We start from the raw sequence: 13,237 nt of genomic DNA, 5'->3' as shown, positions 1-13,237 counted from the left end.
ATTGCCAGAGGAGGCGGACACCGACAGCGATGTCACACGAAAGCGCGATGAGATGAAGACGAATGATCATCGCGCTTTAGACTATTGTTTGAGCATAATCTTTTCGGAAAACCGCTCCACACTTTTCCGGATCATGCTCCAGGAGGAACGAATCACTCCGGCCAGACTTTTTGCGCAGCCATCGCATTCATTAGGCGCCGCAGGCGAGTTTTGCACCGGCGCATGGCAGGCCGATCCCGTTCTGAACGGCGGCTTGTCCTCTTTCGGTACAACATGGTTAAAAACTGATGCAGAAAGTCCACAGGTTAACCGATAATTAACGATAGGTCTTGCCGCCGGCGCGGCGACTTGGTTTGATCGCGTCCATGAGCACAACCCTGATCGAAGTCCGGCCGGCCAAAGCCGCAGATGCAACTGCGGTGGCGTCGACCCATGACGAAGCCTGGCGCTCGGCCTATCAGGGCATCATTCCCGGCGCCGAGTTGGAGAAGCTGATCAACCGCCGCGGTCCGCAATGGTGGGACAGTGCGATCCGCAAGGGCAGCCGCGTCAGCGTGCTGGTGTTCGGCGACAAGATCGCAGGCTACGCCAATTATGGCCGCAACCGTGCCCGCAGCTTGCATTTCGACGGCGAGATCTACGAACTCTATCTGCGTCCTGAATTCCAGGGCCTCGGCTTCGGCCGCCGCCTGTTCGCCGCCGCCCGCCGCGACCTGATGCAGAGCGGCCTGAAAAGCATGGTGGTGTGGGCGCTGTCGGACAACGATCCGGCCACCGAGTTCTACCGTGCCCTAGGCGGCCGCATGGTGGCACGCTCCTCGGAGCGGTTCGGGCCGAAGTCGCTCGACAAGGTTGCCTTCGCCTGGACCAATTGAGCTGCTGAAACCTGAATCGGCAGCGTTTCCATCCGTCGATACCGTTGCCACTTGGGCCGGTGATCGCCGGATTCATTATTTCACAAAAACGCGATGGATCAGCGGGCCAAGCCCGCGTATGACAGCGCCAAAATCGCTGCCGGGCGCGATGTCACCTCGGCAACAACGGAGCCTTGAATGCGTATCGATGCGGTCTCGATCGGGAAAAACGTACCACATGACGTCAATGTCATCATCGAGGTCCCCGTGGGCGGCGAACCGATCAAATACGAGATGGACAAGGAGGCCGGCACGCTCGTGGTCGACCGCTTCCTCTACACGCCGATGCGTTACCCCGGGAACTACGGCTTCATCCCGCACACCTTGTCGGATGATGGCGATCCCTGTGACGTCCTGATCATCAACACCCGCGCCATCATTCCCGGCGCCGTCATGAGCGTGCGGCCGGTCGGCGTGCTGTTCATGGAAGACGAAGCCGGCGGCGACGAAAAGATCTTGGCGGTGCCGTCGTCGAAGCTGACGCAGCGCTACGATAAGGTGAAGAGCTACTCTGACCTGCCTGACATCACGCTCCAGCAGATCCAGCACTTCTTCGAGCACTACAAGGATCTTGAGAAGGGCAAGTGGGTGAAAATCCTGCGCTGGGGCGGCCCCGAGGACGCGCACAAGCTGATTCTCGAAGGCATTGAGCGCGAGAAGAAAAAGAAGAAGTAACGAAATAACCGTCGTTCCGGGGCGCGCGAAGAGCGAACCCGGAATCCAGAAGTGTGTGGCCCGAAATTCCGGGTTCGCTCTTCGAGCCGCCCCGGAGACGACAACCTACACCGCCGGCTTCGGCAGCCCTGTGATCGCGCAGGCGGCACGGAGCGTATTCACCAGCAGACAGGCGACCGTCATCTGGCCGACGCCGCCCGGCACCGGCGTAATCGCGCCGGCAACCCCAAGCGCTTCCTGATAGGCAACGTCGCCGACGAGGCGGGTCTTGCCGTCTTGTTTGGGGATGCGGTTGATGCCGACGTCGATCACGGTCGCGCCCGGCTTTAGCCAGTCGCCGCGCACCATCTCCGGCTTGCCGACAGCGGCATAGACGAGGTCGGCGCGCTTCACGAGGGCAGGCAGATCGCGCGAGCGCGAATGCGCGATCGTGACCGTGGCGTTCTCGTTCAGCAGCAACTGCACCAGCGGACGGCCGACCAGGTTGGAGCGGCCGATGACGATAGCGTTCATGCCTTCGAGCGAAGCGTGCACGCTTTTGGTCAGGATGATGCAGCCCAGCGGCGTGCAGGGCGACAGCGCCTCAAAACCGCCGGCGAGCCGGCCGGCATTGCTCGGATTCAGGCCATCGACATCCTTGGCGGGATCGATGGCGTTGATCACGGCCTCGGTGTTCAGCCCCTTCGGCAGCGGCAGTTGCACCAGAATGCCGTGCACGGCCGGATCGCGGTTGAGCTTTGCGACGAGCGCCAAGAGGTCTGCTTGCGAAACGTCGGCCGGCAGCTTGTGCTCGAACGAGGCCATGCCGGCGCCTTGCGTCTGGGTGTGCTTGGAGCGGACATAGACCTCGCTGGCAGGGTCGTTGCCGACCAGCACCACCGCAAGGCCCGGCACCAGATTGTGCTCGCGCTTGACGCGGGCGACCTCCTCGGCGACGCGGCCGCGAAGTTCCGCGGCAATGACTTTTCCATCGATGATTTTAGCGGTCATGTCAGTTCCCATGGTCTATCGATTTGACGAAAGCGAGCTGACGCAAGGCTTCGCCGAGCCCTGCCGAATCGCCCTCGATCGCGATCTGCTTCAGCCGCGAGCTCGCCCCGGATAAAAGCCTGACGTTGGCCTTGGGCACACCAAGCGATTTCGCCAGCAGGACCAAGACCGACTTGTTGGCCTCGCCACCATCGGCAATGGCGCGTACCCGCACCTTGAGCACGCTGCGGCCGTCGGAGAGCTGCTCGATCCCGTCGATGTCGTCGCGGCCGCCGCGCGGCGTCACCCGCACCGCGATGCTGATTCCTGTGCCGGAGGGACGCCAGGGTTCTTTGGCAACCAAGGCGCTCCAGCCTGCCTAGATCACGTTCGGGTAGATGTAATACAGGATCACCCGCTCGATAAACATGATCAGCAGGATCAGGATGATCGGCGAGATGTCGAGGCCGCCGAGACTGGGCAGGAAATTGCGAATAGGTGCCAGCAAGGGCTCGGTGATGCGGTACAGGAACTCCGCCACCGCCGAGACGAACTGGTTGCGGGTGTTCACCACGTTGAAGGCGATCAGCCAGGACAGGATCGCGGACGCGATCAGCAGCCAGACGTAGAGATCGAGCACGATGATGACGATGTCGAGAACGGCACGCATGGTTTTTGAAAACTCTGGCTCCGGTCGGGATTGACGCCGTTGGCTTGATATCGGTTCCCCCCGACCCAAACAAGGGAAGTCGGCGCCCGGATGGCTAAAACCGGGTTATAGCCGTCCTTGACTTGACCTTGGCGGGGACTTAAATGGCGCCCGGTTGTCGGCCGCATTCACCAGAGCGGCCAGCAAAGGGGCCATAGCTCAGCTGGGAGAGCGCGTCGTTCGCAATGACGAGGTCGGCGGTTCGATCCCGCCTGGCTCCACCACGCTTCGCCCTTCGGGCTCCGCGTGGCGCAGCCACGTCGGGGCCGCAAGGGCGAAGCGTGGTGTCCGGCGAAGCCCAAAGGGCGAAGATGGACTGCTCGAAGCTCCTGCCCCTATTTCCCCGTAAACCGCGGTGGCCGCTTCTCGATGAAGCTTGCGACTCCTTCCCGGAAATCGCTGCCGTTCAGCGCCACCATCATCTCTCGGTTGGCTTCGATCGTCGCCTCGGCCAGCGTGTGGAACGGCACCTCGTATAGCTGCCGCTTGATCACCGCCATCGCGCTCGGTGAGACGAAATCGGCGAGGTCTCGGGCATAGGCATAGGTCTCCTCGCGCAGTTTCTCCGGCGAGCAGATCCGGTTCACCAGCCCGATCCGCAGCGCTTCCGCGCTCGGCACGCGCCGGGCCGAAAGCAACAGGTCCAGCGCGTTGGCATGACCGACGATGCGCGGCAGCATCCAGCTGATGCCGTGCTCGGCGATCAGACCGCGCCGCGCGAAGGCGGTCGTGAACACCGTGTTGTCGGCGGCAAAGCGCAGATCGCAATAGAGCGCGTGGACGAGGCCAATGCCCGCGGTCGCGCCGTTGAGCATGGCAATGATCGGCTTCTTGATCGATGGGTAATAGCCGTAGCGCGTCTGCCAATCCGGCCGGCGGTTCATGTCAAAGGGCGGCAGGTTCGAGGCGCGTCTGACGTCATCGGGGTCGAGCCCTTTCAGCGCATCCATGTCGGCGCCGGCGCAGAAGGCGCGGCCCGCACCAGTGAGCACGATGACGCGGACCTTGTCGTCGATGCTTGACGCTTCCATCGCGTGACGCACGTCGCGCTCCATGATCGGCGTCCAAGCGTTCATGCGATCCGGGCGATTGAGCGTGATGGTTGCGATCTTGTCGCTCACTTCATAGAGAATGTGCTCGTAGGCCATGGCGCTCTCCCTTTGCCGGCGCGTTCGTGTGCGCTCGTTGACAGAGAGCCTAGCATATTCAGGGGAGAGGCAAGGGCTTCGGGCGAAGGCGCGATCACTCGGCGGCTTGCGCAAGCGCCGGCCGGCGCGCCAGCCAGCCATCGATGAAGTGATCGAGCCAGGCGCGTTCCGCGGCGTCGTAGACGGCACGATCTGCAAAATGATGATGCCGCTGCCGCGCACCCGGCGCGCTGAAGCCATCATAGCCGCGCGTGGTCCAGCGACACATCATCGCGTAGGTCACGTCTGGATGAAACTGCACACCGAAGGCATTGCCCGTACGGAACGCCTGCACCGGAAAATCATCGCCCTCGGCGAGCAGCTCGGCGCTGACCGGAAGATCAAATCCTTCGCGATGCCAGTGGTAGACTTGCCCCGGCCAGTGCGGGCAGAGCGCATGTCCCGCGGCAGTGGGCCTGATCGGGTAGTACCCGATCTGGGCCAGCGCCTCCGCATGAGGCGCGACGTGGGCCCCGAGCTGCATCGCCAGCATCTGTGCACCTAAGCAGACGCCGAGGAACGGCCGCTGCTCGCGGAGCGGAATTTCGATCCAGTCGATCTCGCGGCGGATGTAGTCATCGGGATCGTTGACGCTCATGGGGCCGCCGAAGATCACGACGCCGGCATGCTGATCGAGCGTCTCGGGCAGGGCATCGCCGAAGCGCGGTCGCCGGATGTCGAGACGATGGCCGAGCGCGCGCAGGGCATTGCCGATTCGGCCGGGGGTCGAGGATTCCTGATGCAGGACGATCAGAACCGGGAGCCGGGCTTCGGAGACGAAGGCGGCCGCGCCAGGCGTCCTCGTTCGGAGGGGCACCAATTCTGCGCGACGAAACCTGTCCGTCCGGAACGACATGGCCTCTGCGAGTGCTATCGGTTCAGACCGCCAGCATAGCTAAGCGATGGTTAACATCGTGTGAGTTCGCGCACACACCGAGATCAAAGCAAGCTCCGGGCCACTACGGACGCCTCAGGCCTTCTCTAGGATCTGCGCCTCTGGAATCGGCTGGTCGCGGCCAAGATGAAGCCGCGCGGGAAGAAACGCAGCGCCAACGGCACAATCTTGATGCCCAGACCAGGCAGCACTGCCCGTTTGTTGGCCATCAGACCGCGATACGCATCGCGGGCCACCTCGGCGGCAGAGACGTTGAGAACCGCCGTATCATGTTGGGATCCGACTCCGGCGCGAGCCTGGAATTCGGTTGGCACCGGGCCCGGGCAAAGCACGGTGACGCGGACGCCGCGCGGTGCAAGCTCCGCCCGCAGCGCTTCGGTGAAGGAGATGACATAGGCCTTTGAGGCGTAGTAGACGGCCATGCCGGGGCCAGGCAGAAAGCCGGCGACAGATCCGACATTGAGAAGACCGCCCCTGTTCTTGATGAGCTGATCGGCAAAGCGCAGCGACAGATCCGTCAGGGCCCGGACATTGACATCGACGATGCCGAGCTGCTCGACGCGATCGCGCTCGATCGCATCACCGAACACGCCGAAACCGGCATTGTTGACGAGATGATCGAGTTCGACACCTTCGGCGGCAAGCGCTGCCGCGATCTTGTCGCCGGCATCCGCTTCCTCGAGATCGCAGGCGATCACGATCGGTTTCTTGCCGCCCTTGGCGGCCAGCTCCGCGGCAAGCGCTTCCAACCGGCCCGCCCGTCGCCCGGTCAATGCGAGGCGATGCCCGTTGGCGGCAAACACGCGCGCCAGCTCCATGCCGATACCCGCCGAGGCACCGGTAATCAGCGTCACCCGCTCAGTCACGATCGAAGTCTCTTGAATTCAAGTTTTTGGCCCCGCAATGGTGGAACGAGAGCATAGGCCACGCGCGACATGCAAGCTGCGCTGCCAGCATGGCCGCTTGAGCAGAACGACAAGCCGCCTTGAAAAACCTTTGATTTGCAGGCGAATTCGGCGCAGGCGGCGGATAAATTAAAGTTTCGTCATGTCTCCGCGCAGGCCGCCATCAGTCGAGGCCAGAGCCGTCAGCCGCGACCGCGCTGTCCTTGACCTGACCACCGGCTCGGTCCGCGACCGCGTGCTTCAGGTCGATCCGGTCGCGCTGCGAAATCCCGAGCAGATCAGAGGCGCGCCAGACGACGTTGTCCTCGAACTCGCTGACCTGGCCGTCTGCATAGACCAGTTCCCACATCATCCGCACAATGCGCTTGCGACCCTCTTCGTCGAGCGAGCGCATGATCACGCTGGTGAAATGATAGAGATCGACCGCCTCGCCCTCGACCTCGGTGGCGTCGGCGATCAGCCGGTCCGCAGTGCCGCGATCCAGCCCAAAGTGGCTTTCGATCAGGCTATGCAGTTTACGTTGCTCGGCTGCGCTCGGCTGACCGTCCAGCGAGACCACGTGAATCAGCAGCGCCGTGGCCGCCAGCCGATAGTCGCTGTCGCCGAATGCGCGAGTCTGGTCGTGGGGAGCAACAATGTCGGCGATGAATTGGCGCAGGCCGTCGAGCATAAAGTCCTACCGAGATCGATGAAGCCGCGAGAGGCGGATGCTACCAGCATTATATGAGGCGCAAATTCAACCGGCGCAATGTGCGTCAGTTCCGCGCGCCGCATTACGTTTCGGCAATCTGCCGGTTGGCGTTATGTCCGGTCCGATCGACGCTGGAGGATGTAGCGCGCATCCGCCGCCACGCCGTCAATGCGACGGAGCGCATGTCGGACGCATCCCTTACGGTATCTCGTACACCACCATCTTGTCGGCAATGCCGCGCAGAGCCGCCTGCTTCTGGATTGGCTTGATCTCGCGCTGCTGAAGGATTTCGGCAACCGCCGGCACATCGAGGACTGGGCCGGTGATGTGGATCTCTTGCGCGGTCGACAGGCTCTGCACGCGCGCGGCGATGTTGACGGTCTGACCGAAATAATCCTGGCGCTCGTTGAGCATCACCGCGAGGCAAGGCCCCTCATGAATACCGATCTTGAGAATGAGATCGTTGGCGCCGCGCTCCTTGTTCAATTCATCCATGGCTGCGCGCATGCGCAGCCCCGCGGTAATTGCGTGCTCAGGTCTGACGAAGGTCGCCATGACAGCGTCGCCGATTGTCTTCACAACCGCCCCCTTCTCGGCGGCAATGATCTCCAGCAGCGCACGAAAATGCGCGCGCACGAGGTCAAAAGCACTGAGATCACCGACTCGCTCGTACAGCGCCGTCGACCCCTTCAGGTCAGTGAACAGGAAGGTCAGCGACGTGATCTTCAATCGCTGGTCGACATTGAGGTTGTCGGCCTTGAAGACGTCGCGGAACGTCTGATTGGACAGCATCCGCTTGGCCGTCAGAATGGGCTTGCGCTTGCCGATCATCTCATGCAACGCGTCGGCGGCAATCCACACCGAGGGCAACACGCGATTGCCTGATTGATTCTCGAGCGTGAGGCGCAACGGTCCAGGGCGCATCACAGTGGTCCCCGTAGGCGCCTCTAATTTGTTGAACATAATCGAAAGCTGCTGACGTTCGCTCGTCGGCTCACCCTGAACATCCAGGAAATGGGCGGAATGCGTGACCGGCTCGAAGACGATGACGAACTGGTTGGGAAGCTTCAGCGAGAGGATCGCCTTTTCGCCGGCAGGCAATTCGAGCGCTTCCAGCGTCACTTCGTTGATCAGGCGCGAGAACGATTCATCGTTGATGTCGACGCCGGAGCTCCAGAACATCTGCCGCACATATTCCCAGATCGGCAACGTGTCGGGATCGTGAGCACCGATCCGGCGGACACGCGGACTGACGGTAAAAGCCACCTCGACCATCTCATCGACTGACGCCTCGTACCCAGCTGCACAGAGCGCGCAGTTGTAGTCTTCATGCTTCAGGGATTTCAACGTCGTATGCGCACCCAGAACTCCTCCGCAGCCGGGACACAGCACGTTCCAGCTCATGTCGAACAGGCCTAGCCGCGATGCGTGCAGAAATCCGGAAATGACCTTCTCCTGATCGAGCCCGGCACGATCAGCAAAATCCAGCACGTTGATGCGGTTGAGGTCTCGGTCCTGACCATTGGCGATCAGTTGCGCAATCGCGTCGACCACCTTGGCGTCGGCGGTCTGCTTCAGAACGGAAAACTGGGCCTGGATGTCGCTCATGGCGGGGCTCTGTCTAAGGTGGATCACGCCATCGGCCAGACGAGCATCCGTTACCGACGCGTGATGCGGAACATGGGTGAGTGGTCCGGCTGCGTCGTGACGACGCCATGCGGAATCACGGGAACGGTATCGGCAAGCTCGACGCGGAACGCGCCGATCAGCCGGGCCAGCGCCAGCACCGATTCGGCTTGCGCAAACGGCGCGCCGATGCAGACGCGGGGGCCGGCGCCGAACGGCAGATATGCGAAGCGATCAGGCGGCTCTTTCGCCATGAAGCGCTTTGGAATGAACGCGTTCGGCTGATCCCACAGTTTCTCGTGCCGGTGCAAAAGCCACGGCGCGATCATGATGATGTCGCCCTTGCCGATCTCGATGCCGGCCGCGTTGTCCTTCTCGCGCGCGGCACGCGCGACCAGGAAGGCGGGCGGATAGAGCCGCATGGTCTCCTCGATCACGGCACGGGTGAATTTCTGCCGCTCGATGTCGGCCATGCTGTCGAGATGTTCGCCGCAGGTCTCGGAGGCGACCTCCTCCTGCGTGTCAGGGTCGAGCGACAGCAGATAGAGCGCCCAGAACAGCGCCGTCGCCGTAGTCTCGTGACCCGCCAGGATCATGGTTGCGACCTCGTCGACGAGCTGTTCGTCGGAAAAGCCCTTGCCCGTTTCAGGATCGCGGGCCTCGTCCATGAGGTCGAACAGGTCACGCGGCGGCGCGCCGTCCTTCTTGCCCGCCGCGCGCCGTTCGGCGACCAGCATGGCAACGAATTCGGTCCAGCGCTTGCGAAAGCGCGCCCGTGCAAGATCCATCGGACTCGGCCAGGACACCGGCAGCACCATGTCGAGGAAATAGGGCCGTCCCAGCCGCGCGGCATATTCCATGATGAAATTGCGCAAGGTCGCGCCATGGCGGTCCATGCCGAACGAGAACATCGTGCGCCCGGCGATCTCGAGCGTCATGCGCTGCATGACCTCGCGCAGATCGACGGGCTCGCCGGTTCGCGCGTCGAGCTTCGCAATCGCTTCGTCGAGCACCGCGGTCATGTGCGGGACGAGATTTGCGGTAGCGCGCGGCGTGAAGGCCGGGGCCAGCGTGCGGCGCTGAAAGGTCCAGGAATGACCTTCCGCAATCAGGAGGCCGTCACCGAGCACCGGGCGCAGCATGCGGATGCCCGCCGGCGTGCGCGTATAGTTCTCGTAATTGCTGAGCAGGACGTGCCGGATCGCGTCCGGCTGGTTCAGGATGAAACTGTTGCGGAAAAAAAAGCGGCCCGGGATGACGTCTTCCTCATAGGCGCGCTGCCCCCAGGTCGCGATCATGTTCTGGCGGATCACCGCGAGCTTGCCAAAGAACGACATGTCGTCCGGCGCACGCGGCGGGGTCGGAGGGATGATGGGCCGATGCACGCTGGCGATGTTCATGGCTCTCTCCGGCGGAAGTGACGCAAGCAAACAGCTAATAAGTCAGCTCGGCAATCGCAATCCTGCTCTCAGAGGCGGGCCAGGCGCGTGCCACAATCCGTTCTTCGCCAAACTGGGCCACGATGTTACGCCCGACCTCGCTGGCCGGAAGCCGCAGGGTTGCTGCCGCATCCGTGGGCACGCCCGGTTTGACGTCGGCCGGCTCCTTGCCGTCGAGCAGCACCACGTCCCGCGGCAGGCCGAAATAGCCGCGCGGCCGAGACATGATCACGACAGCTCCTGCGTCCTTGTCAGCCGGCCCGAGCGGGCGCGCAGGCCGCAGGTGCACGACGTCCGACGAGCGCGGGAATGGCGAGCGGTAGATGTGCGTCGTCGGCGTGTCGGGAGATACCAGGACGAATTCGAGCGACCAGGTAGGATCGATCTGCACCGGTCCCCAGCGGCCATCGGCACCGGTCTTTGAGCTGTGCAGCGCAACGCCCTTGCGCTCTCCCGTTTCGGGATCGACGCGGAAGACGTCGACGGTTGCGCCGGCCGCCGGACGGTTGGTCGGCACGCCGCCCGGCGTGCCCGTGACCAAACCGCTCAACTTCACGCTTGGCTCCGGCACAATCGCGATGCGCATCGGCTCGCGCCCGGCGACGAACTTGTAGATCTCGCGAAATGCGCGCGGATGAAACGCCACCTCGCGATGATCGAGCGCACCGAGTACGAGGTTGGTGGCCCCCTTCAGCTCCGGCCCCTCCGCGGTAATACCGGTCGGGACGCCGGGCTTTCCGATGAAACGGCCGTCGGCTTGTGCATATTTGTCCAGGCCGTCACTGCGCAAGGTGAGAAAAGCTGTGCCCGCCGTCACCTCGCTCTCGCCGTCGTTCAAGCCGCGCAGGAATGCACCGCGGCCATTGAACTCGTTGTTGGGCTGGTCGTCGGTCGCGAACACGCCGTGATTGGGCGTGCCGCACAACACGGCGTGGCTGACATCGCCGGCACCGCCATTTTTGATGACGTTACGGATCGCATAGCCACCTCGGGAGCTGCCGACCAGCGCCAAGCGCGACGCGCCGGTACGGCGCTTCAGGTCAGCGATGGCGGCGGTGAGCTCGCGGCGCTGGTCTTCTGTCGATGACCGGTTCGCCTGCTCGACCTTGTCGTCGCTGCGCGCAAGCGGATCGGTGAAATTGATCGCCGCCATGCGATCGCGTGCGACGCCGTTCGATTCCATCCGCCACAAGGTCGTCATCCAGAGCGCGTCGTAGTCGCCGTTGCCGTGGACGAACAGGATCGGCGGCAGCTCAGTGCTTGGCGTGGCGGCCGGTGCGGTTTGGGCCATCGCGCCTGCCGGCAAGCTCGCAACTGCGAAAGGCAAGCTGCTGACCCCTTGCAGGATCGTCCGTCGCGACAGCTTCATCTGTTCCTCCCCGGCAAACGCCTCTTTGCACCGCTTATACTGGCCTAATCACTGGACAGCGAAGGACTTTCGCAGGCATCACTGAATTTGCCGGAATCGCCAGGACCATTTCTGCCAGACCGTTTGGAAGGGATATGACCGAGCAGAGGAACCGCCAGAAAATTGTCGCCGACGGCATCACCGCGCCGCTGCGGTACACCGTATTCCGGCGCATCTGGCTTGCCAGCCTGCTCTCCAATCTCGGCCTCCTGATCCAAGGCGTTGGTGCCGCCTGGGCGATGACGCAGATGGCGGCCTCGGCCGATAAGGTGGCGCTGGTGCAAACCGCGCTGATGTTGCCGATCATGCTGATCTCGATGCCGGCGGGCGCCATCGCAGACATGTATGATCGACGCATCGTCACCCTGGTCTCGCTGTCGATCGCGCTGGTCGGCGCGAGCGCGCTCACCGTGCTGGCCGGCCTTAATCTGATCACTCCCGAATTGCTGCTCGCTTTTTGCTTCGTCGTCGGCAGCGGCAATGCGCTGTTCGGCCCCGCCTGGCAGTCCTCGGTGAGCGAACAGGTGCCGCCCGACGCACTGCCCTCGGCCGTCGCGCTCAACGGCATCAGCTACAACATCGCGCGCAGCTTCGGTCCCGCGGTTGGCGGCGTGATCGTCGCTGCGCTCGGCGCGGTGGCGGCGTTCGCTTGCAACGCGATTCTCTATCTGCCGCTGCTGGTGGTCCTGCTGCTCTGGCGCCGCAACACCGAACCCTCGCGCCTGCCACGAGAGAAGCTCAACCGCGCGATGGTCTCGGGCTTCCGGTACATCACCAATTCGCCGCCGATCAAGATCGTGCTGTTGCGCACGCTGGTGATGGGCCTGATCGGCGGGGCCGTGATGGCGCTGATGCCGCTGGTCGCGCGCGACCTCTTGCATGGCGGCGCGCAGACCTACGGCATCATGCTCGGCGCCTTCGGCATGGGGGCCGTGATCGGCGCGCTCAACATCCATGAATTGCGCAAGCGCATGAGCGGCGAAGCCGCGATCCGCGCCTGCACCATCTCGATGGCGTTTGCGATGGCCGCGGTCGGCTTGAGCACGGAGCCGGTGCTGACGGCAACTGCGCTGGTGCTGGCCGGCGCGGTCTGGATGGCCGCGATCGCGCTGTTCAATATCGGCGTGCAGCTCTCGGCGCCGCGCTGGGTCGCGGGCCGCTCGCTCGCGGCGTTCCAGGCCTCGATCTCGGGTGGCATCGCGATCGGCGCCTGGGGCTGGGGCCATCTCACCGACTATGCCGGGGTCGAGGTCGCACTCCTGGTCGCGGCCGGCCTGATGCTGATCTCGCCGCTGCTCGGCGTCTGGCTAGCGATGCCGCGCGTCGGCGCGCGCAATGAGGATGCCGAGGTGTTGGCCGATCCTGAGGTGAAGCTGTCGCTGACCGGCCGCAGCGGGCCTCTGGTGGTTGAGATCGAATACCGCGTAAGCCAAGAGAATGCCCGCGCCTTCCACAATGTGATGCAGGACGTACAGCTCTCCCGGCAGCGGAACGGCGCCTATGGCTGGTCGATCGCACGCGACATCGCCGATCCGGAATTGTGGACCGAGCGCTATCATTGTCCGACGTGGCTTGACTATTTACGCCAGCGCAACCGTTCGACTCAGTCCGAACGCGCTCTGCATCAGGAAGCCATGGCCTTCCACATCGGCCCCGAGCCGGTGCGGATCCGGCGCATGCTGGAGCGTCCGTTCGGCTCGGTGCGCTGGAAGGAGGACACGCCGGACCGCGCCAATAGCGAAGTGCTGCCGGTGGTCGCGACCGCGGCGGGGAGCAGCACGTAAGCCTCACGTTCGTCATTCCGCAGCGCGCCGTCAGG

General features: G+C 63.4%; 14 protein-coding genes and 1 tRNA gene. 5 read left to right on the top strand and 10 right to left on the bottom strand.

Annotation, left to right across the window (positions count from 1 at the left end):
- Position 1: 1 nt before the first annotated feature.
- The 3 genes from IVB01_RS10025 to ppa all read left to right on the top strand — a co-directional run bounded on the left by IVB01_RS10025 (position 2) and on the right by ppa (position 1,589).
- A complete protein-coding gene (locus tag IVB01_RS10025) occupies positions 2 to 316 on the top strand; it encodes a hypothetical protein (protein WP_247280018.1) in 315 nt (104 codons plus the stop codon).
- A 49-nt stretch (positions 317 to 365) separates the two neighbouring features.
- A complete protein-coding gene (locus IVB01_RS10020) occupies positions 366 to 875 on the top strand; it encodes a GNAT family N-acetyltransferase (RefSeq protein ID WP_008136728.1) in 510 nt (169 codons plus the stop codon).
- Positions 876 to 1,052: 177 nt separating this feature from the next.
- The gene (ppa, locus tag IVB01_RS10015) at positions 1,053 to 1,589 is read left to right on the top strand and encodes an inorganic diphosphatase (protein WP_158668697.1); all 537 of its coding nucleotides are present in this window, start codon (positions 1,053 to 1,055) and stop codon (positions 1,587 to 1,589) included.
- 105 nt (positions 1,590 to 1,694) lie between these two features.
- Here the strand turns inward: ppa and folD are convergent, their stop codons facing one another.
- From folD to IVB01_RS10000, 3 genes are read right to left on the bottom strand one after another with little or no spacing between them, the layout of a single operon-like run.
- Complete coding sequence (gene folD, locus IVB01_RS10010; protein ID WP_247280017.1) at positions 1,695 to 2,579, bottom strand: bifunctional methylenetetrahydrofolate dehydrogenase/methenyltetrahydrofolate cyclohydrolase FolD; 885 nt, start codon at positions 2,577 to 2,579, stop codon at positions 1,695 to 1,697.
- Between the two features lies 1 nt (position 2,580).
- Entirely contained in the window at positions 2,581 to 2,922 is a 342-nt protein-coding gene (locus tag IVB01_RS10005) for a DUF167 domain-containing protein (RefSeq protein WP_247280016.1), read from the bottom strand.
- Between the two features lie 15 nt (positions 2,923 to 2,937).
- On the bottom strand, positions 2,938 to 3,228 hold the full coding sequence (locus tag IVB01_RS10000; protein WP_008539240.1) for a YggT family protein: 291 nt from the start codon (positions 3,226 to 3,228) through the stop codon (positions 2,938 to 2,940).
- A gap of 187 nt (positions 3,229 to 3,415) precedes the next feature.
- Here IVB01_RS10000 and IVB01_RS09995 point away from each other — a divergent pair.
- Positions 3,416 to 3,491: transfer RNA gene (locus tag IVB01_RS09995), tRNA-Ala, on the top strand.
- A gap of 111 nt (positions 3,492 to 3,602) precedes the next feature.
- Here the strand turns inward: IVB01_RS09995 and IVB01_RS09990 are convergent.
- From IVB01_RS09990 to IVB01_RS09960, 7 genes are all read right to left on the bottom strand, one after another.
- Complete coding sequence (locus tag IVB01_RS09990) at positions 3,603 to 4,415, bottom strand: enoyl-CoA hydratase (RefSeq protein ID WP_247280015.1); 813 nt, start codon at positions 4,413 to 4,415, stop codon at positions 3,603 to 3,605.
- Positions 4,416 to 4,509: 94 nt separating this feature from the next.
- Positions 4,510 to 5,310: a glutamine amidotransferase gene (locus IVB01_RS09985; RefSeq protein WP_247280014.1), complete on the bottom strand. Its 801-nt coding sequence runs from the start codon at positions 5,308 to 5,310 to the stop codon at positions 4,510 to 4,512.
- 125 nt (positions 5,311 to 5,435) lie between these two features.
- The gene (locus IVB01_RS09980; RefSeq protein ID WP_247280013.1) at positions 5,436 to 6,215 is read right to left on the bottom strand and encodes an SDR family oxidoreductase; all 780 of its coding nucleotides are present in this window, start codon (positions 6,213 to 6,215) and stop codon (positions 5,436 to 5,438) included.
- A gap of 202 nt (positions 6,216 to 6,417) precedes the next feature.
- Positions 6,418 to 6,924, bottom strand: a complete 507-nt coding sequence (locus IVB01_RS09975) for a TerB family tellurite resistance protein (protein ID WP_247280012.1) — start codon at positions 6,922 to 6,924, stop codon at positions 6,418 to 6,420.
- 219 nt (positions 6,925 to 7,143) lie between these two features.
- A complete protein-coding gene (locus IVB01_RS09970; RefSeq protein WP_247280011.1) occupies positions 7,144 to 8,553 on the bottom strand; it encodes an adenylate/guanylate cyclase domain-containing protein in 1,410 nt (469 codons plus the stop codon).
- A 50-nt stretch (positions 8,554 to 8,603) separates the two neighbouring features.
- On the bottom strand, positions 8,604 to 9,971 hold the full coding sequence (locus IVB01_RS09965; protein ID WP_247280010.1) for a cytochrome P450: 1,368 nt from the start codon (positions 9,969 to 9,971) through the stop codon (positions 8,604 to 8,606).
- Positions 9,972 to 10,005: 34 nt separating this feature from the next.
- Complete coding sequence (locus IVB01_RS09960; protein WP_247450896.1) at positions 10,006 to 11,379, bottom strand: hydrolase; 1,374 nt, start codon at positions 11,377 to 11,379, stop codon at positions 10,006 to 10,008.
- 134 nt (positions 11,380 to 11,513) lie between these two features.
- On the opposite strand from IVB01_RS09960, the gene IVB01_RS09955 reads away from it, so the two are divergent.
- On the top strand, positions 11,514 to 13,202 hold the full coding sequence (locus tag IVB01_RS09955; protein WP_247280008.1) for an MFS transporter: 1,689 nt from the start codon (positions 11,514 to 11,516) through the stop codon (positions 13,200 to 13,202).
- Positions 13,203 to 13,237 lie beyond the last annotated feature (35 nt).

Origin of the sequence: Bradyrhizobium sp. 164, from assembly GCF_023073715.1 — a bacterium.
Taxonomy (GTDB): Bacteria; Pseudomonadota; Alphaproteobacteria; order Rhizobiales; family Xanthobacteraceae; genus Bradyrhizobium.
The sequence above is the reverse complement of the archived record's forward strand: the minus strand, read 5'-3'. Positions and strand labels throughout refer to the sequence as shown.

What these genes read in the sequence shown, in the direction of transcription:
- IVB01_RS10020 (WP_008136728.1), top strand. Translation starts at nt 366, where the DNA reads ATGAGCACAACCCTGATCGAAGTCCGGCCGGCCAAAGCCGCAGATGCA.
- ppa (WP_158668697.1), top strand. Translation starts at nt 1,053, where the DNA reads ATGCGTATCGATGCGGTCTCGATCGGGAAAAACGTACCACATGACGTC.
- folD (WP_247280017.1), bottom strand. Translation starts at nt 2,579, where the DNA reads ATGACCGCTAAAATCATCGATGGAAAAGTCATTGCCGCGGAACTTCGC.
- IVB01_RS10000 (WP_008539240.1), bottom strand. Translation starts at nt 3,228, where the DNA reads ATGCGTGCCGTTCTCGACATCGTCATCATCGTGCTCGATCTCTACGTC.
- IVB01_RS09990 (WP_247280015.1), bottom strand. Translation starts at nt 4,415, where the DNA reads ATGGCCTACGAGCACATTCTCTATGAAGTGAGCGACAAGATCGCAACC.
- IVB01_RS09985 (WP_247280014.1), bottom strand. Translation starts at nt 5,310, where the DNA reads ATGTCGTTCCGGACGGACAGGTTTCGTCGCGCAGAATTGGTGCCCCTC.
- IVB01_RS09975 (WP_247280012.1), bottom strand. Translation starts at nt 6,924, where the DNA reads ATGCTCGACGGCCTGCGCCAATTCATCGCCGACATTGTTGCTCCCCAC.
- IVB01_RS09970 (WP_247280011.1), bottom strand. Translation starts at nt 8,553, where the DNA reads ATGAGCGACATCCAGGCCCAGTTTTCCGTTCTGAAGCAGACCGCCGAC.
- IVB01_RS09965 (WP_247280010.1), bottom strand. Translation starts at nt 9,971, where the DNA reads ATGAACATCGCCAGCGTGCATCGGCCCATCATCCCTCCGACCCCGCCG.
- IVB01_RS09960 (WP_247450896.1), bottom strand. Translation starts at nt 11,379, where the DNA reads ATGAAGCTGTCGCGACGGACGATCCTGCAAGGGGTCAGCAGCTTGCCT.
- IVB01_RS09955 (WP_247280008.1), top strand. Translation starts at nt 11,514, where the DNA reads ATGACCGAGCAGAGGAACCGCCAGAAAATTGTCGCCGACGGCATCACC.